The sequence below is a fragment of the Williamsia sp. CHRR-6 genome, from assembly GCF_018474015.1.
Lineage (GTDB): Bacteria > Actinomycetota > Actinomycetes > Mycobacteriales > Mycobacteriaceae > Williamsia_A.
The window spans coordinates 451,347-467,589 of the sequence record NZ_JAHCSG010000001.1 but is presented as its reverse complement, the minus strand read 5'-3'; the positions used below and the strand labels follow the sequence as shown (position 1 = coordinate 467,589).

General features: G+C 66.3%; 21 protein-coding genes. 13 read left to right on the top strand and 8 right to left on the bottom strand.

Translation table 11 applies throughout. The features are described 5' to 3' along the window. Positions 1-61 precede the first annotated feature (61 nt). The 4 genes from KIK15_RS02160 to KIK15_RS02145 all read right to left on the bottom strand — a co-directional run bounded on the left by KIK15_RS02160 (position 62) and on the right by KIK15_RS02145 (position 5,530). Positions 62-1,561 (bottom strand): AlkA N-terminal domain-containing protein, encoded by a 1,500-nt coding sequence (locus KIK15_RS02160; protein WP_250323899.1) that lies wholly within the window; start codon positions 1,559-1,561, stop codon positions 62-64. Between the two features lie 69 nt (positions 1,562-1,630). Next, positions 1,631-1,828, bottom strand: coding sequence for a YbdD/YjiX family protein (locus tag KIK15_RS18225; RefSeq protein WP_307851698.1), 198 nt, complete (start codon positions 1,826-1,828; stop codon positions 1,631-1,633). Continuing rightward, complete coding sequence (locus KIK15_RS02150; protein WP_214242498.1) at positions 1,825-4,107, bottom strand: carbon starvation CstA family protein; 2,283 nt, start codon at positions 4,105-4,107, stop codon at positions 1,825-1,827. The genes KIK15_RS18225 and KIK15_RS02150 overlap by 4 nt, the downstream gene beginning before the upstream one ends. 409 nt (positions 4,108-4,516) lie before the next feature. Next, positions 4,517-5,530, bottom strand: coding sequence for a PQQ-dependent sugar dehydrogenase (locus KIK15_RS02145; protein ID WP_307851697.1), 1,014 nt, complete (start codon positions 5,528-5,530; stop codon positions 4,517-4,519). Between KIK15_RS02145 and KIK15_RS18220 the strand changes: the two genes are divergently transcribed. From KIK15_RS18220 to ychF, 3 genes are all read left to right on the top strand, one after another. After that, complete coding sequence (locus KIK15_RS18220) at positions 5,517-5,693, top strand: hypothetical protein (RefSeq protein ID WP_250323898.1); 177 nt, start codon at positions 5,517-5,519, stop codon at positions 5,691-5,693. The genes KIK15_RS02145 and KIK15_RS18220 overlap by 14 nt on opposite strands. 100 nt (positions 5,694-5,793) lie before the next feature. Further along, the gene (locus KIK15_RS02140; RefSeq protein WP_250323897.1) at positions 5,794-6,957 is read left to right on the top strand and encodes an AI-2E family transporter; all 1,164 of its coding nucleotides are present in this window, start codon (positions 5,794-5,796) and stop codon (positions 6,955-6,957) included. A gap of 17 nt (positions 6,958-6,974) precedes the next feature. Then, a complete protein-coding gene (gene ychF / locus KIK15_RS02135) occupies positions 6,975-8,054 on the top strand; it encodes a redox-regulated ATPase YchF (RefSeq protein WP_214242496.1) in 1,080 nt (359 codons plus the stop codon). 204 nt (positions 8,055-8,258) lie between these two features. Here ychF and KIK15_RS02130 read toward each other — a convergent pair whose 3' ends face one another. Then, entirely contained in the window at positions 8,259-8,783 is a 525-nt protein-coding gene (locus KIK15_RS02130) for a hypothetical protein (RefSeq protein WP_214242495.1), read from the bottom strand. A gap of 70 nt (positions 8,784-8,853) precedes the next feature. Between KIK15_RS02130 and KIK15_RS02125 the strand changes: the two genes are divergently transcribed. From KIK15_RS02125 to KIK15_RS02105, 6 genes are all read left to right on the top strand, one after another. Continuing rightward, complete coding sequence (locus KIK15_RS02125) at positions 8,854-9,201, top strand: putative immunity protein (protein WP_250323896.1); 348 nt, start codon at positions 8,854-8,856, stop codon at positions 9,199-9,201. A gap of 34 nt (positions 9,202-9,235) precedes the next feature. Further along, positions 9,236-9,388, top strand: coding sequence for a hypothetical protein (locus KIK15_RS18215; protein WP_250323895.1), 153 nt, complete (start codon positions 9,236-9,238; stop codon positions 9,386-9,388). 80 nt (positions 9,389-9,468) lie between these two features. After that, complete coding sequence (locus KIK15_RS02120; RefSeq protein WP_307851696.1) at positions 9,469-9,756, top strand: antibiotic biosynthesis monooxygenase; 288 nt, start codon at positions 9,469-9,471, stop codon at positions 9,754-9,756. A gap of 36 nt (positions 9,757-9,792) precedes the next feature. Next, positions 9,793-10,449, top strand: coding sequence for a dihydrofolate reductase family protein (locus KIK15_RS02115; protein WP_214242494.1), 657 nt, complete (start codon positions 9,793-9,795; stop codon positions 10,447-10,449). A gap of 3 nt (positions 10,450-10,452) precedes the next feature. Next, positions 10,453-10,890, top strand: a complete 438-nt coding sequence (locus KIK15_RS02110) for a VOC family protein (RefSeq protein ID WP_214242493.1) — start codon at positions 10,453-10,455, stop codon at positions 10,888-10,890. 318 nt (positions 10,891-11,208) lie between these two features. Then, positions 11,209-11,691, top strand: a complete 483-nt coding sequence (locus tag KIK15_RS02105) for an HIT family protein (RefSeq protein WP_214242492.1) — start codon at positions 11,209-11,211, stop codon at positions 11,689-11,691. Here the strand turns inward: KIK15_RS02105 and KIK15_RS02100 are convergent. Beyond that, on the bottom strand, positions 11,669-12,223 hold the full coding sequence (locus tag KIK15_RS02100; RefSeq protein ID WP_214242491.1) for a hypothetical protein: 555 nt from the start codon (positions 12,221-12,223) through the stop codon (positions 11,669-11,671). The genes KIK15_RS02105 and KIK15_RS02100 overlap by 23 nt on opposite strands. Positions 12,224-12,249: 26 nt before the next feature. Here KIK15_RS02100 and KIK15_RS02095 point away from each other — a divergent pair, with 26 nt between their 5' ends. Then, the gene (locus KIK15_RS02095) at positions 12,250-12,588 is read left to right on the top strand and encodes an MGMT family protein (protein ID WP_214242490.1); all 339 of its coding nucleotides are present in this window, start codon (positions 12,250-12,252) and stop codon (positions 12,586-12,588) included. Here the strand turns inward: KIK15_RS02095 and KIK15_RS02090 are convergent. Continuing rightward, positions 12,539-13,000: a hypothetical protein gene (locus KIK15_RS02090; protein WP_250323894.1), complete on the bottom strand. Its 462-nt coding sequence runs from the start codon at positions 12,998-13,000 to the stop codon at positions 12,539-12,541. The genes KIK15_RS02095 and KIK15_RS02090 overlap by 50 nt on opposite strands. A gap of 92 nt (positions 13,001-13,092) precedes the next feature. Here KIK15_RS02090 and KIK15_RS02085 point away from each other — a divergent pair, with 92 nt between their 5' ends. Together KIK15_RS02085 and KIK15_RS02080 are read left to right on the top strand one after the other, a co-directional pair. Beyond that, positions 13,093-14,079 carry an LLM class F420-dependent oxidoreductase gene (locus KIK15_RS02085; RefSeq protein ID WP_214242489.1) on the top strand — a complete coding sequence of 329 codons (987 nt, stop codon included), beginning with the start codon at positions 13,093-13,095 and terminating at the stop codon, positions 14,077-14,079. 32 nt (positions 14,080-14,111) lie between these two features. Next, a complete protein-coding gene (locus tag KIK15_RS02080; protein ID WP_214242488.1) occupies positions 14,112-14,537 on the top strand; it encodes a hypothetical protein in 426 nt (141 codons plus the stop codon). An 88-nt stretch (positions 14,538-14,625) separates the two neighbouring features. On the opposite strand, the gene KIK15_RS02075 is transcribed toward KIK15_RS02080, so the two are convergent. Continuing rightward, complete coding sequence (locus tag KIK15_RS02075) at positions 14,626-14,916, bottom strand: hypothetical protein (protein WP_214242487.1); 291 nt, start codon at positions 14,914-14,916, stop codon at positions 14,626-14,628. Positions 14,917-15,516: 600 nt separating this feature from the next. Here KIK15_RS02075 and KIK15_RS02070 point away from each other — a divergent pair. Continuing rightward, complete coding sequence (locus KIK15_RS02070) at positions 15,517-16,218, top strand: hypothetical protein (protein WP_214242486.1); 702 nt, start codon at positions 15,517-15,519, stop codon at positions 16,216-16,218. The last annotated feature ends 25 nt before the right edge of the window (positions 16,219-16,243 follow it).

Genomic DNA, 16,243 nt, shown 5'->3' with positions numbered 1-16,243 from the left:
AGGTGGTCATGAATGCTCCTTCACAGGTCGACGGGTTCGGGTCTGTCCAGAACCCTTGTCTCTATGGACGGGCTGCGGCGAGGATCGGTTCCGTCTCGCGCAGCGCGTCATGCCACAGATGCATCGACACATACGACCGCCACGGCGCCCAGTGCGCGGTGTCGGTGAGATCGATGTCCAGCCGAGCGGCGCTGCGCAGCAGGATCAGGTCGGTGTCGAGCAACACGTCGGGATCACCGAGGACCCGCAGCGCCAGATAGTCCGCAGTCCAGCGACCGATCCCGGGCAGGGCGAGGACGTGCGCGCGGATCTGCGCGGTCGTCAGCCCCGCGTGCAGGTCCACGGTCCCCTCGGCGACCGCACGAGCCGCGCCGATGATGGCGTCCACGCGACGCCGCGGCCCGGTCAACACCTGGTGTCCGCGCTCGGCGATCGCCGCAGGGGTGGGGAACAGCCGCGGCGCAGGACCGATGTGATCAGCGGCCACGGGCAGCGGTTCACCGAGAGCGTCGACGAGCCGCCGGCCGTGCGTGCGCGCAGCGGCCAGGCTGATCTGTTGGCCCACCATCGTGCGGATGAGCGTCTCGAACGGATCCACCGCGCCTGGTGAACGGATACCTGGGCAGCGATCGATGAGCGGGGCCAACACCGGGTCTGCGTGCAGGGCGCGGTCGATGGACTCGGTGTCGGCGTCGAGGTCGAGGAGGCGGCGGATCCGCTGGACTGCAGCACTGAGGTCACGCAGATCGGTGCAGGCGATGTCGGCGGCCACATGATCGTCGGACACCGCCAGGGCGATCGCGGCGGGCCCGTGCGGGAGGGTCAGCGCGCGCGTGTAGACGGGCACTTCGCCGTCGTGGTGCACGGCCTCGAGACCGTCGATCGCGTGTGCACTGAGAAACCAGTGCAGCCAGGCAACCGAGAAGGGCTGTCGCACAGGCAGGTTCAATCGGATACGGCCATGAGTGGGATGCTGCGTGGGTCGACGAGTGGAACGCAACGCGGTCGGCGCCACGCCGTAGACCGCTCGCATCGTGTCGTTGAACTGCCGGATGCTGGAAAACCCTGCGGCCAGCGCTATCTCGGACATGCTCAGCGTGGTGTTGTCGATGAGGGTTCTCGCGGTGGTGGCGCGGCGAGCTCGGGCCAGCGCCAGCGGACCCGCGCCGAGCTCCTCGGTGAGGACCCTGCTCAGTTGTCGCGCCGAGTACCCGAGGTGGCGTGCCAGGCCCGCCACGCCGTCTCGGTCGACCACCCCGTCGCCGATCAGTCGCATCGCCCGTGCCGCGACGTCTGAACGCAGATCCCACGCCGGTGATCCCGGCACCGCATCGGGCCGACACCGTCGGCAGGCCCGGAACCCGCGCTGCTGCGCCGCGGCGGCCGTGGGTAGGAAGTCGACGTTGGTGGGTGTGGGGGTGCGCGCCGGACACGATGGCCTGCAGTAGATCCCGGTGCTGCGGACGGCCACGATGAACTGCCCGTCGAAGCGACGGTCACGCGCCGACACGGCCGCGTAGCAGCGGTCGAAGTCCAGGCTCGGCGGAGTCATCGAGGTCATGGCGTCCACCCTGGCAGGTTCACCCGGCGGTGTGCTGGCGGGAATCGGCCATCGCGGCGGCGCGGGATCTCAGCAGCAGCGGGTCGCGGGGTTGCGCTCCTGCTCGGAATGCCGGGTGCGCCAATATTCGCCCACGGTCATCGCCGGCTCACCGGGATGGCGGCGCGCATGGTGCTCGAGGTAGCGCTGATAGTGGTCCTCACCGAGCACGGCGCGAACGTAATCCCGCACCGATCGTGCCACGCGCGCCGCCCAGGTGGTGATCACGTGTGCACCCGTGCTCGTGTGCCCTGTGTGTCGGCGGCGTGGGCGTGATGCTCGGCCCACATGGCGGCCACCTTCTTCTCGGTCGGTGTGGCGATCATGCCGCTGGGGGCGAAGATCTTCGACGGCACGGTCTCGTCCTCGGTGGTGGGCAGGCCGCCGGCCCGGATGGAGCGGACACACATCCACACACCGGTCGCCACCACGATCAGCACCAGGGCGGCGAACACGATCGACAGGGTGCCCTGGATGAAGGTGTTGCGGATGACTGCGTCGATCTCATCGGGCGTCTTGGCAGTCTTGAACGTCTGCAGCCCTTGGTCTTTCGCGTTCACGAAGGCGCGGTGATTCGCCCAGTAGCCGATGGCCGGGTTGTCGGAGAAAATCTTCTGCCACGACGCGGTCATGGTGACGGTGAGGTCCCAGGCCAGCGGGAGACCAGGGATCCACGCCCACTTCAGCAGGCCCTTCTTCACCACCACGACCAGCACCACGGTCAGCGCGATGGCGGCCAGCAGCTGGTTGGCGATGCCGAACAGCGGGAACAGCGTGTTGATGCCACCGAGGGGATCGGTGACCCCCATCAGCAGGATGCCGCCCCAGCCGGCGACCACGACGAACGTGCACAGCCAGGCGCCCACCCGCCAGGACGGATCGGCGAATCGCTTGCCGCCCTTGATGTTGCTGAGGCTGTCGGAAAGCATGAAGCGCGCCACCCGCGTGCCGGCGTCGACGGTGGTCAGGATGAACAAGGCCTCGAACATGATCGCGAAGTGGTACCAGAACGAGCGCAGGGAGTCTCCGCCGAAGGCCCGTTGCAGGGTTTCCGACATGCCCATGGCCAGGGTCGGGGCACCACCGGTGCGCGAGACGATCGACTTCTCGTCGACGCCTGCGGCGTAGCCGGCGATCTCCTGGGCGGTGGTCGGGTCGCCGCGCAGACCGAGCCCGTTGGTGTATTCGGCTGCGCCGGCGGCAGTTCCGCCGGTCACGCCCTTGGGTGCGTTCATCGCGAAGTACAGGTGCTGATCGAGGATGCAGGCGGTGATCAACGCCATGACCGCCACGAACGACTCGGTGAGCATGCCGCCGTAGCCGATGATGCGCGCCTGGCTCTCCTTCTCCAGCAGCTTGGGTGTGGTGCCCGAGGAGACCAACGCGTGAAAGCCCGACAGCGCCCCGCAGGCGATGGTGATGAACAGGAACGGGAACAACGATCCTGCGAACGCCGGACCCTGCCCGTTGTGGGCGAAATCGCTGACCGCGGGTGCCTGCATGACCGGGCGTGCGATGAGGATGCCCACGGCCAGCAGCGCGATGGTGCCCACCTTCATGAACGTCGACAGGTAGTCGCGGGGTGCCAGGACCAACCAGACGGGCAGTACGGCGGCGGCGAAACCGTAGATGATGATGGCCCAGCTGAGGAACACCGGGGACAGGCTGAACCAGTCCTGGCCCCACGAGGATTCACCCACCCATCGACCGGAGATGATGGCCAGCATCAACAGCACGAACCCGATCAGGGACACCTCGGTGATGGCACCGGGACGCAGGTAGCGCAGATAGATGCCCATGAACACCGCGATCGGCAGGGTCATCGCCAACGAGAAGACGCCCCAGGGGCTTTCGGCCAGCGCGTTGACCACCACCAGGCCCAGCACGGCGATCAGGATGATCATGATGACGAACACGGCGACGATCGCCGCGACCCCGCCCACCGGGCCGAGTTCGTCACGCGCCATCTGGCCCAACGATCGGCCTCTCCGTCGGGTGGAGATGGTGAGCACCAGGTAGTCCTGGACCGCGCCGGCGAACACGACACCCACGATGATCCAGATGGTGCCCGGCAGGTAGCCCATCTGCGCAGCCAGCACCGGTCCCACCAGTGGGCCGGCACCGGCGATGGCGGCGAAGTGGTGACCGAAGAGCACCCGCCGGTCGGTGGGCATGTAGTCCTTGGCGTTGTCGAGGATCTCCGCCGGGGTGGCGTGGTCGTCGCGCGGGATGACCACTTTCATCTCGATCAAGCGTGCGTAGAACCGGTAGGCGATGACATAGGTGCACAGTGCGGCGATCACGAACCAGACCGCGTTGACGTTCTCGCCGCGCACGATCGCGATCACCGCCCAGGCGACGGCGCCGAGCAGTCCGATGGCCGCGAAGAGCAGGCGTTTGCCGACGGTCATCGGGGACCGGTCGACGATCGCCACCGGCGGAAGGTCTGGATCGGTCTTGATCAGCTCGACATGAGGGTCGTCGACGGCTTCAGGGGTGGCGGTCACCGGTGTCCTTTCGCGACATGGCTGCCGTTGTGGCGTGGGTCACTATACCTCCGGTAGTGGTCCTCGCTAACCGTCGTCGGCCGCGGCGCATCTGCGACGCTCGCATGGTTTCGCGCGGTTTTCGCCGACACCGGTTGGATCGCGTGGCATGGTGTCCTGCATGCGCGCCAAACGCAGGAGAGAACAGCTTTGTCCGGTGTCGGAGTTACCCGCGTGGGGTGTGGAGATCATGATGGGTCTCTACGGCGAAGAGCAGGTCAAGCAGGCAATTCTGGCCGAAAGAGCCGAGCGTCCGCGCGCGCCGCGAGACGCGTCTGTGGCCACCCCGACGTCATCGGACACCGACTCGGCGGCCAGTGGTGGAAGTCGAAGTCAGCGGCGTAGGTCTCGGCGGAGCTGATCGCCCCGCTCAGCTGCGCGGTGCGACCCGCAGGATGCTGTCGGTCTTGTCACCGTTGTCGGTGGTGACCAGCAGTGCGCCGTCTGGCGCCGTGGTGATCGACCGTAGCCGCCCGTGCACCCCGGCCAACAGGTCCACCCGTTCGGTGGTGGAGCGCCCGTCCGGGCGCAGCCGCAACAGCATCAGGCGGCTGGCCTTGAGGGTGGCCACCACGGCCATGCCTGCGCGCGGTCCCCACTGCGGCCCCAGGAAATCGATATCGGCCACGGCGAGGGTGGGTCGACCGGACGACCAGACTGCAGGTATCGAACCGGGGTGCCGGTCGGTGTCGGTCATCGGGACGTCCTCATCGTAGCCGGCTGCCGCGGTGTCGGGGTCCCAGCCGTAGTTGCCCTGGGGCACTTCGAGGTTGATCTCGTCGTCGATCGTGGGACCGTGTTCGCTGGTGTAGAGCCGATCTGTTCCGGGCGCAAACGCCATCCCCTGCGGGTTACGGTGACCCAGGCTGTGGATCGCGGTGTCGCCGATGTTGCCGGGCACCCCGGCGCCACGGCTGTCGACGTGCAAGATCTTGCCGCCCAGATTCGACAAGCTCTGTGGCGCAATGGGATCGGCAGTGTCACCAGTGGCCACGTACAACGTGCCGTCGGGGGCGGGCAGGATGCGGCAGCCACTGTGGCGACCCGACGGGTTGAGCGGGATGCCGATCAGTACGTTGTCGGCCCGCGTCATCGCCGACCAGTCCGCCGCCGCGGTCCAGCGCACCACCCGGACATCGCCTTCGGTGCTGGCGAAGCAGGTGTACACCGACCGGGTGGTGGCGAAGTCGCGGGCCAGGGCCATCCCCATGAGGCCGCCCTCGCCACGGGCTTGTAGGTCGGGGAGGTCTGCGCGTACCTGGGCCACCCGACCGTCGGCGAAGCGCGCCATGATCCGGCCGCCGCGTTCGTCGGTGACGATCGTTCCGGCGGGGTCGATGACCACGTCCCACGGATGGTCCAGATCGCTGATGAGGGTTGTCACCGACACACTGTCGGTCGAGCCGGTGGACGCGGCCGGTCCGGCTGAGGGGGATCTGGGCGTGGAGTCGGAGCCGCACGCTGCCGTGCCCACCGCCACGATGGCCGCGCACAGCAGCGCAATCGGGGTCCGCATCCGAGGCGAGGGCACCGCTGATGCTGCATGAGCGATCACAGTTCGACGGTACGTGATCCGTTGCCGGTACGTGATCTTCTGATGGTGGCGCTCGGACCGGTGTGGCGATGGCGATGTGTGACCATCTAGCCATGCCTTTTCTCAGTCGCGGTGCGGTGTACGGCGCGCATTTGAGGTCCACCTCCATCGTCGGATTGCAGGTCGTGGTGGTCGCCGCAGCGCTGTGGCTGATCGGCCAGATCGTCGGCAGCCTGTGGGTGGCGGTGCTGCCGGTCATCCTCGCGGTTGTCGTCTCGACGGTGTTGTGGCCGCTGGTGCGGTGGCTGCTCGACAAAGGAGTGTCACCATCGGTGGCGGCACTGACCGCAGTTCTCGGCGGTGTGGCAATCTTCGCCGGCGTGATCGCGGCCATCACGCCGTCGGTCCTCGAGCAATCCGACGACCTGGCCAAGAAGGCATCTGACGGCATCACCAAGGTGGAGGACTGGCTGGCCGGACCGCCGTTGAACATCAGTGACAACCAGCTGAACTCGGTGGTCGACTCCATCACCGAACGGCTGCAGTCCAACGGCGAGAAGATCGCGGCGGGGGTGTTCACCGGGGTGAGTGCGGCCGGGTCGGCGGTGGTCACCACGTTCACCGTGGTCGTGCTGGTGTTCTTCTTCCTCAAGGACGGTCGACGTTTCACGCCGTGGCTGCAGCGGACGGCCGGGTTCCCCGCGGCCGACCATCTTGCGGAGGTTCTCAACCGGGTGTGGACGACGCTGGGCGGATTCATCCGCACCCAGGCCATCGTCAGCCTGGTCGATGCGGTGCTGATCGGGATCGGTCTGGTGATCCTCGACGTCCCGCTGGCCTACGCGCTGGCAGTGGTGACCTTCATCGGTGGCTTTGTGCCGATCGTCGGTGCATTCGTCGCGGGCGCGCTGGCCGTGCTGGTCGCGTTGGTGGCCAACGGACCGGTGACCGCGTTGATCGTGCTGGCGATCATCGTCGCGGTGCAGCAGCTGGAGGGCAACGTGCTGCAGCCGTGGCTGCAGGCCAAGTCGATGAACCTGCACCCGGTGCTGGTGCTGTTGGCGGTGATGATCGGTGGCAGTCTGTTCGGCATCGTCGGAGCGTTTCTCGCGGTTCCTGCGGCGGCGTCGCTGGCGGTGATCGCGCGGTACTACGGAGAGTTCGTCGACGGCAAGACCGGCGGTAAGCCGCAGGCACCCGACGGCGCCGACCCTCCCGGCGAGGGTGACCCGGCGCAGGATTCCGGACCCAGCGATGCAGAACCGGTGGCGGGGTAAACCTAGACTGATCCCTCGTGAGCCTCACCCTCGGAATCGTCGGACTGCCCAACGTCGGCAAGTCCACCCTGTTCAACGCGCTGACCCGTAACGATGTGTTGGCAGCGAACTACCCGTTCGCCACCATCGAACCCAATGTGGGTGTGGTGGAGTTGCCCGATGCACGGCTGGGTCGGCTGGCCGAGATCCACTCCAGCGAACGCATCCTGCCCGCCACCGTGTCGTTCGTCGACATCGCGGGCATCGTCAAAGGCGCCTCGGAGGGCGAGGGGATGGGCAACCAGTTCCTGGCCAACATCCGTGAGGCCGACGCCATCTGTCAGGTGGTGCGGGTGTTCGCCGACGACGACGTGGTGCACGTCGACGGTCGGGTGGACCCGTTGGCCGACATCGAGGTGATCGAGACCGAGTTGATCCTGGCCGACGTGCAGACGTTGGAGAAGGCGATTCCCCGGTTGGAGAAGGACGCCCGTAAGAACAAGGACCTCGCCGAGACGCTGGCGGTGGCCCAGCAGGCCAACGACCTGCTCAACAGTGGCAAAACCCTGTTCGCGCAGAAGGATTCGATCGATTTGGCGCCGCTGCGCGAACTTCATCTGATGACCACCAAGCCGTTCCTGTACGTGTTCAACGCCGACGAGTCGGTGCTGACCGACGATGCTCGCAAAGACGAGTTGCGTGCCGCGGTGGCCCCGGCGGATGCGGTGTTCCTCGACGCCAAGGTCGAGAGCGAGCTGCTCGAGCTCGATGCCGAGGACGCCCAAGAGCTGCTCGACTCGATCGGCCAGACCGAGCCCGGCCTGCACTCGTTGGCCCGTGCCGGCTTCCACACCCTCGGCCTGCAGACCTACCTCACGGCGGGACCGAAAGAGTCGCGCGCGTGGACGATCCACAAGGGCGACACCGCCCCCAAGGCCGCCGGGGTCATCCACACCGACTTCGAGAAGGGCTTCATCAAAGCCGAGATCGTGTCGTTCGACGACCTCGACGCCGCGGGCTCGATGGCCGCGGCGAAGGCCGCAGGCAAGGTGCGCATGGAGGGCAAGGACTACGTCATGGCCGACGGCGACGTGGTCGAGTTCAGATTCAACGTCTGATCGATCGGACAACCTCATGGCAGCATTCGCGATCGGCAGACCGCGCACCGGACGGCCGCGCAGGTCGAGCAGGCCGGATGCTGTTCGTCAACCTCGCACCCGAACGACACCGTGCAGATCACGGGCGGCGTGATGACCGGAAACGTCGGCACTGTGGTCCACATCGACGAGGGACGCGGTCGCTATCTCGTCCGCGTCGGTGCGTCACTCAGAACTATTTCTCCGGCGACGACCTGAAGTTGTTCTCGTCCCGAGCTGACCGGCCGCCACCGTGGTCGCGCACCCGTGCACCGCGACCGCAGCGAGGACGATGAGCACGGCCAGGGACAGACGGAAGGTGATGCCGCCGATGCCGTCCACGGCGGCGGCCACGGCGAGGATTGCGACGGGTGACGCGAGCACGGTGAGGACGGCCACCATCGGTCGCGGTCGCGCGTAGGCGGCCTGCACGATAGCTGCGACGACGACAAGTGCTGCCGCACAGACGGTCACGATCGCCGTCCACTCGATTCCCCCACGCACCGCATAGCTGATCTCGAGCGAGGTGGAGTAGGACTTCGACATGTCGACAGCCTCGAGCGGCGCGTACGTGCCGCTGTAGGTGACCGTTCGTCCATTGCCGAGGTCCACCCACGACACCCGTCCCGCGGCCAGCGCGACGATCACGAACACCCACCACGACGCCCGTCGAAGGCGACGTGCACCGGTCAGGATTCGCTCGGCGTCCATGCGACCCACCCCTGCACAGATCCGTAGCAGTTCTTCCCGCTCAGCGGGAAGAACTGCTACGCATGAACCCGTGACCTCGACGCAGACCCTCGACGACACCGACCGGCGTGTGATCGCGCGGTGGGCGGCCGCGTGCGCAGAGCGTGTGCTCCCGCTCTTTGACGCCGAGCCCGAGGCAGCACACGCGATTCACGACGCCCTGGCTCGGACGCGTGCCTTCAGTGCGGGGGAGAGCAATGCGGCCGTCGAGATCGGGAAACGGATGATCGCGGTGAAGGCGGCCGGGGCTGCCACAACCCCCGCCGGTGCGGCGGCCGCCCGGTCGGTGGCCCAGGCGTCAGGGGTCGCCCACATGGGTGCCCATGCGCTCGGCGCCGCGGCCTACGCGGTGAAGGCGGTGTCGCTGGCACCCCGGTGACGACGGCGCGGTCGCCGACGAGATCGACTGGCAGGTGACGCAGTGCAGCGAAGGTGAGCGCGCGATCCTGCGACTGCTGCCGCCGGTCGGCGCCGAATCCGGTGGCCCGCTGGGACCAGGACTCTTGAGCCGCGGCATCCTCGGCGACACGATCCGCGAGATCCAGGCGCGCATCACCGTCGACTGATCGTGCTCTGGTGACGCCGGGAACGCGACCGCCGATGCAGCAACCGTCACCACGCCGTCTGCCGCGCTACAGTCACGTCCGTGAACAGCCCGGCCATCATCGTCCGGGGACGGCTCGAGTGCGATAGCGCTGCGCAGGCCGCCGTTGTGCGCCAACACCTTCCACGCCACATCGAGCTCACGTGCAGCGAGGCTGGTTGCCTGCGGTTTGATGGGGTCCAGACCGATGACCTGCAGGTGTGGCACGTCGATGAGGCTTTCCTCGACGCGGCCGCGTTCGAGGCGCACCGACAGCGGGTGGCGGACAGCGAATGGGGTCGGGTGACGCAGGGAATTCGCCGTAGCTACACAGTCCATGAACGCGAGTGACTAACGTTCGCAGTCCGTAGTGAGTGGGGAGAACACATGTCGCGCACACGAGTCCACAACCTGTTCGTGTCGTCGGACGGGTACGCCGCAGGTAACCGGGTCACCTTCGACGCGCCGATCGGCGATGCGCGAGCACTGTTCAGCAAGTTCGACGGACGAGTCATCCACGGAATCAACGGAATCGACGACCCGGTGACGGTGGATCGCGCGTTGTTCAGCATGTGGGGCCAGGGCATCGGTGCCGAGATCATGGGCCGCCGCAAGTTCGGTCCGCAGACCGGACCGTGGCCCGACGACGGCTGGGCGGGATGGTGGGGTGACGAACCGCCCTTCCGGACACCGGTCTTCGTGCTGACCCACCATCGGCGACCGCCGATCGAGTTCGACAACGGCACCAGCTTCCACTTCATCGACGCCAACGCCCAAGACGCGGTGACGATGGCGCAACACGCTGCCGGCGGGCTCGATGTCCGTCTCGGTGGGGGGCCGTCATCGATTCGCCAGTTTCTGCAGGCCGACCTCGTCGACTTCCTCCACCTCGCCATCGTCCCGGTGGTGCTGGGAGCGGGCGTTCGACTCTTCGACGACCTCGTCGGCCTCGAGGACCGGTTCACCGTCGAGACCATCGGAACCACAAGTGGACTCACCCATCAGCTGTGGAACCGAACTCCGCGCGGCACCACAGGGATCTGAGGAATGTCGATCGCATTCGAGAATGTCGGAATCGCAGTTGATGACATCGAGGCGGCCATCGCGTTCTTCACCGATCTCGGACTGGCCGTCCTCGGGCGCGACGAGGTGAGCGGTGAATGGGCCGACACTGCAGTGGGACTCGACGGCAACCATGCGAAGATCGCGATGCTGCAGGCGCCGGACGGGGCAGCGATGATCGAACTGTTCGAGTACATCCACCCGCAGGCGAACGCGACCAGCCCGACGCAGCCGAACGATATCGGTATGCACCGCATAGCATTTCGGGTCGACGACATCGACGCGGCGTTGGCGATCGCTGCGCGTCACGGCTGTCATCCGCTACGCGGCGTGGCCACGTATCAGGACATCTTCAGGCTCACCTACGTACGTGGACCCAGCGGCATCATCGTGATGTTCGCCCAAGCGTTGCAGTCGGGCTGACCACCGCAGGTATACCGAAAGGCATACTTCTGCCATGAGTGCGACGATCACAGTGTCCGAAGAGGTGCGCCATCGCATCAATCGTGATGCGCGGGTGCGGGGTGTGTCCGCCGCCGCGCTGATCGAACGACTTCTTGATGCGCATGAGCGTAGGGCAAGGATGGAGTTGGTCGGACAGGCGTTTCGGGGCGCGAATCACACGTACTGGGACGAGTATCGATCGTGGGACGTGCCATGGACGACAGACTTGGTCACTGACATCCGGCGGGGGTGGCCCAATGATGTGGACAGCTCGCTCCGCGACTTCCGGGCTCTGTGATGGGAGAAGGGATCGACTGGCGCGCTGATCGGGTGGGCTCTGCTCTGTCGGGCGACAACCCGACCGTTCTGGCTGAGCTGCCGGCATCATTCGCGGTCATCGGAGATGTGCAGTTTCTTCCCGGCTACACGCTGGCGTTGACGAAAACCGTTGGTGTGGACCGCTTGTCGGATCTTCCGCGGGCGCAGCGCTTGGCCTTCCTGGCCGATGTCGACCTCATCGCTTGCGCCGTCGAAATCGTCTGTCGCCGTGCCGATCCCCAGTTCCGGCGTCTGAACATCGAGATCCTGGGCAACACAGATGCGTTCCTGCACTGCCACATCTGGCCTCGGTACGACTGGGAACCAACCGACCTCGTGGGTAAGCCAGTGTGGCTGTACGCCTCGGAGAACTGGGCTGATCCAGCCACGGCGTTGGGACCGCAACACGATTCGTTGCGCGGGCAGTTGACGGCCGAGATCACTCGGCTGGGCCACGCCTGACCGGACCCACCCGTGATCGCCGGCGCCGCTCGGTCGCCCACAACGCGCTCTCGTACAGGGCCACCGCAGCGAGCACGACGAGAACGATCAGTGACAGGCGCAGGCGGACCGTACCTGTGCCGTTCAAGGCGAAGGCCACCGCCGTGATCGCCACCGGCGGGACGAGAATCCCCCAGGCCACGCTCCACGAGAACGCGCCGAGTAGCAGCGCGGCAACCACTGCTGCCCCCACCGCCACGATCGCAGCGACGAACGTGAGAGGACCGGCGAATTGGTCGTCGCTGCCGAGTACGTAGTAGCTGATGTCGACGCGAGTCTGAAAGGCGCTCGTGCTCGACAGATCGCCGTTGGTGTCGGTGACGAATGCCTGGTGACCGGAGCCGAGCCAGCTCACCGTTCCTGCCGTCAGGGCCGTGACCACGAAGACCCACCACGCGCCGCGTTGAACGAACCGGATGATCGTCCACACGCGTGGCCTGTCGATGGCAGCAATGTTCACCAGCAGCAGTATGCCCCGGGTGGTGGTTGCCATGTCGGCGGTACGGCTAGCGTGAATTCATGGCGATCGATGCCTCGGCGCTCGGGCCGCGCGAAGAGTTCACCGCGATGGTGCTCGACGTGGTCGATGCCATCCCGCCCGGTCGGGTGATGACCTACGGCGACATTGCCGAATACCTGCAGCGGGGTGGTCCGCGCGGTGTGGGCGGGGTGATGGCCCGCGAGGGCGCGGCGGTCACGTGGTGGCGGGTGGTGCGCGCCAACGGCACACTGCCCCCGCACCTGATGGTCGACGCCCAGCAGCACTGGATCACCGAGAACACCCCCACGCGGCGGGGGATCGTTGCGGTCACGCAGGCGCGGTGGTGGCCGACCGATCCTGCGCCGACCACCCCGTGATGCTCACGATCTGACACACCAGGATGTGATGGAACGGGCGGCCGGCGTACTGGGGCACAGCGTGTTCTAGGCGCGCGCTCAATTCCTCGACCACGCGTTCACCCGGGTCGGCTACGTGCTCGAGATGCGCCCGAACCCACCACAACCTCGACCAGTCCTCGGTCTCCCAGTGTTCGATCAACAGCGACCCACGAGGGTCGAGATCCAGGTTGTCCTCGCGCCGCAGCCGGGTGGATGACTTGGGTTTCACCGTGTCGATGGGTACGCCGACGAAGCCGTCGTCGGTCACCGCGTAGACCACAGGCATCGGATCGGGTCCGCGTCGCGGGTGGATGGTGCAGAAGACCCCGTGGGTGTGCTCGCCCAGCCGTGACCGGGCCTGTTCGTCGGTCAGCTTCATGGTGGCGATCATGCCGCAGACGCCACCGAGTACGCCATGGTTTGGCCCCGCCCGTCGGACACACCGTCGAGGTTTCACTCGAGCCGCGAGGTAGATTGAGGGACATGCGATTTGGAATCTTCGTACCTCAGGGATGGCGTCTGGATCTGGTGGGCATCGAGCCCGCGGCACAATGGCAGACCATGCTCGAGATCGCCACGGCCGCGGAAAGCGGCCCGTGGGAATCGATCTGGGTCTACGACCATTTCCACACCGTTCCGGTGCCCACCGAGGAAGCCACGCTGGAGGCGTGGTCGCTGATGGCTGCCTTCGCCGCATCCACCTCCCGGGTGCGGCTGGGTCAGATGTGTACCTGCATGGGGTACCGCAATCCGGCGTACCTGGCCAAGATCGCCGCCACCTGCGACGTCATCTCTGGTGGACGGGTGGAGATGGGCATCGGGGCCGGCTGGTACGAACACGAGTGGAAGGCCTACGGATACGGCTTTCCCCGCGCGGGCGAGCGACTGGCGATGCTGGACGAGGGTGTGCAGATCATGTCGCAGCTGTGGAGCATCGGCACCGCAACCCTGGACGGCACGCACTATCAGGTCGACGGCGCCATCGGTCGACCACTTCCGTTGCAGGACGGCGGCATTCCGCTGTGGATCGCCGGTGGCGGTGAGCGCAAGACGCTACGCATCGCCGCGCAGTACGCGCGATACACCAACTTCGACGGCACGCCGGAGGTGTTCGCGCACAAGTCCGAGATCCTCGCTGGGCACTGCCGTGATCTGGGCACCGACTTCGACGCCATCACGCGTTCCTCGAACTACAACGTGATCATCGGCGAGACTGACGCCGACGTGCGCGACAAGCTCGCCTGGGTCGCCGAGCACTATCGGCCGCTCATCCCGGCCGATTCGCTGGAGAACTACACCACCATGCTCGCCAACGGGCCGTTGGTCGGCACTCCGGAGGTCATCGTCGAGCGCCTACGGGCGGCGCAGCAGCTGGGCATGACGTACGCGATCACCAATTTCGTCGATGTCGCCTACGACCGCACCGGGATGCAGCTCTTCGCCGAGGAGGTCATCCCCGAGTTGAGCTGAGGTCGCACGGCCCGTACGGCACGATGGACGCCATGACCGAGATCGTGGAGATGGGCGACCAGGGCCCGAGAGTTGCTCGTCGACTGAGCGCCCGACTCGCAACGTGGGGGGCAGTGAGCACCCTCGGCGGGGCGGTACTCGCGGTGAAGGGCACTTCGGCGGGTGTCCGCGCGTTCGGACTGCAGAACGCGGTGTGGGGCGCGATCGATCTGGGTATCGCCGCCGTCGGCGCGGCCGCAGCGACACCACCGACCGCCGGGCGGTTGCGCACCGTGCTCCTGATCAACACGGGCCTCGACGCCGGATATGTCGCTGCCGGTGCCCACATTGCGGTTCGCACACCAGATTTTGGTGGGCGAGTCACCCGGTATCAGGCGCGCGGCCACGGGTGCGCGGTGATCGTGCAGGGTGCGGCCCTGTTCTGGCTGGATCTGATTCACGCTCAACAACTCCGGTGAGCTGACTCGCTTACACAAGCAGCCTGCCCGTCACCCCGACGCGCCGTTGGGCCAGGGTGACGGGCAGGTTACCGCGCTGGTCGCGTCCTCAGGCTGTGGCGCGCCAGCGACGCTCGTAGGACTCGCGTTGCGTTTCGACGATGGTCTCGCGGTTGTGGTCGTCGTGCACCCGACTCAAGAGCAGCCGGTAGGTGCCGTATCCGCTGGCGAAGAACAGCAGGCTGAGCCCGCCTGCAGCCAGCGCATATGTGGTGTAGCCACTGGCTCCGGCCAGTAGTGACAGGGCCAGGGCCACTGTTCCGAGCATCCCGAACAGATACCCGGCGACCATCAACGGCACCGACGATCCTGAACGGTGATTCGTAGTCGCGTTTGTCATGTTCTCTCCTCGGTCAATGCAGACCATGCATGTGACGGATGTCACTACGTACAGAGTACGCCGCTCGCGCCCGGTCGGCGCCTGTCGAGCGTGCAGATCGCCCGGTCCGACGGACATGACTGCGCAATATAACAAAACGGTAACGAACGGCGGTCGCCTCATCGGTGAAAAACCCGCTGTCTCAATGAGTTTCGCTGGATCGACGTGATGGCGCTCAGCGTCGGCGGCAAGGTTGCGATTCAGCCAAGGATTGGGATCACCCGCGATCGCGGCCCGGTTTCGCGCCCGACGTGTCGTGCATCGGTACGACATAGACCGACGGCCACAGGCCGGCCCGCAGATGTAGCGGCCGGCGTTCGGCGGAGGACGAGGTGGCGAGGCGTCGCTCGATGCTCGAGAGACTGGCACGCCGCGACGCTGAGAGTGATTGCGCCAGAATCAGACTCCGGTTTTGTCGGATTTGCCCGGAATACGGGACCGAAAGTTACCGGCGAGTCAATAAAATTTCACAAACCTGCATCAGGTGAAAGTTCGCGCTGCTAGCGTCCCGATCCAGTCGGCCTCAGCCTGAGACCAACAACACAATTCGGGAGAATCTGAATGAGACTTCGTAGAGGGTTCGCTGTTGCTGCCGCGATGGCCGCAGCATCCGCACTCGTGGGTGGGTTTGCCGCCGGCGGTGCCCAGGCCGCAGACATCCTGCAGGTGACCTTCCAGGCCGACACCTCGACGGTGATCGCGAAAACCAAACAGACAGTGACGTTTCCGACCACTCAGCTGGTGTCGACGACGGACCTCAAGACGCTCACCGGAACCCTGAAGCTGGCGCAGACCTCGTCGAGCCTCAACCTGGGACCGCTGCAGGCGGCGAGCTTCAAGATCTCGGTCATCAACGCATCGCCGGTCACCGGGACGCTGACCCAGGGCACGCTGAACGGCAAGCCCGCGATCAACCTCGACGTCAAGCAGACCTTCCAGATCCGCTTGGACAGCGTGGTGCCGTTGGGTCTGAGCACCGGTTCGGCTGACCTCAACCTGGTGTCGAACGGGCAGTGCGTGACCACCCCGATCACAGCGAGCTTGGCTGGGCAGCTCGACGCGGCCGACTTCGTCGGCCAGAAGCCGGGCACCAGCGGCACGGTCACCGGTACCTACACCATCCCGCCGTTCGGTGGATGCGGTGCGGCACAGGGCATCATCAACAGCCTCATCGCCGGTGGGGGCAACACGCTGAGCGTGCGTGTCTACAACCCGACGTTCGCGACGGTGCCGGCTCCGGCAACTGCAGCTGCGACCAGCTGATCGTCCGGTTCACGCTGACAACTGC

Bases quoted from the DNA above. Each gene is read 5' to 3' on its own strand.
- KIK15_RS02160 (WP_250323899.1), bottom strand. From the start codon at position 1,561: ATGACCTCGATGACTCCGCCGAGCCTGGACTTCGACCGCTGCTACGCG.
- KIK15_RS18220 (WP_250323898.1), top strand. From the start codon at position 5,517: ATGAGGGTTGTCACCGACACACTGTCGGTCGAGCCGGTGGACGCGGCC.
- KIK15_RS02140 (WP_250323897.1), top strand. From the start codon at position 5,794: ATGCCTTTTCTCAGTCGCGGTGCGGTGTACGGCGCGCATTTGAGGTCC.
- KIK15_RS02130 (WP_214242495.1), bottom strand. From the start codon at position 8,783: ATGGACGCCGAGCGAATCCTGACCGGTGCACGTCGCCTTCGACGGGCG.
- KIK15_RS02115 (WP_214242494.1), top strand. From the start codon at position 9,793: ATGTCGCGCACACGAGTCCACAACCTGTTCGTGTCGTCGGACGGGTAC.
- KIK15_RS02110 (WP_214242493.1), top strand. From the start codon at position 10,453: ATGTCGATCGCATTCGAGAATGTCGGAATCGCAGTTGATGACATCGAG.
- KIK15_RS02105 (WP_214242492.1), top strand. From the start codon at position 11,209: ATGGGAGAAGGGATCGACTGGCGCGCTGATCGGGTGGGCTCTGCTCTG.
- KIK15_RS02100 (WP_214242491.1), bottom strand. From the start codon at position 12,223: ATGGCAACCACCACCCGGGGCATACTGCTGCTGGTGAACATTGCTGCC.
- KIK15_RS02095 (WP_214242490.1), top strand. From the start codon at position 12,250: ATGGCGATCGATGCCTCGGCGCTCGGGCCGCGCGAAGAGTTCACCGCG.
- KIK15_RS02090 (WP_250323894.1), bottom strand. From the start codon at position 13,000: ATGATCGCCACCATGAAGCTGACCGACGAACAGGCCCGGTCACGGCTG.
- KIK15_RS02085 (WP_214242489.1), top strand. From the start codon at position 13,093: ATGCGATTTGGAATCTTCGTACCTCAGGGATGGCGTCTGGATCTGGTG.
- KIK15_RS02080 (WP_214242488.1), top strand. From the start codon at position 14,112: ATGACCGAGATCGTGGAGATGGGCGACCAGGGCCCGAGAGTTGCTCGT.
- KIK15_RS02075 (WP_214242487.1), bottom strand. From the start codon at position 14,916: ATGACAAACGCGACTACGAATCACCGTTCAGGATCGTCGGTGCCGTTG.
- KIK15_RS02070 (WP_214242486.1), top strand. From the start codon at position 15,517: ATGAGACTTCGTAGAGGGTTCGCTGTTGCTGCCGCGATGGCCGCAGCA.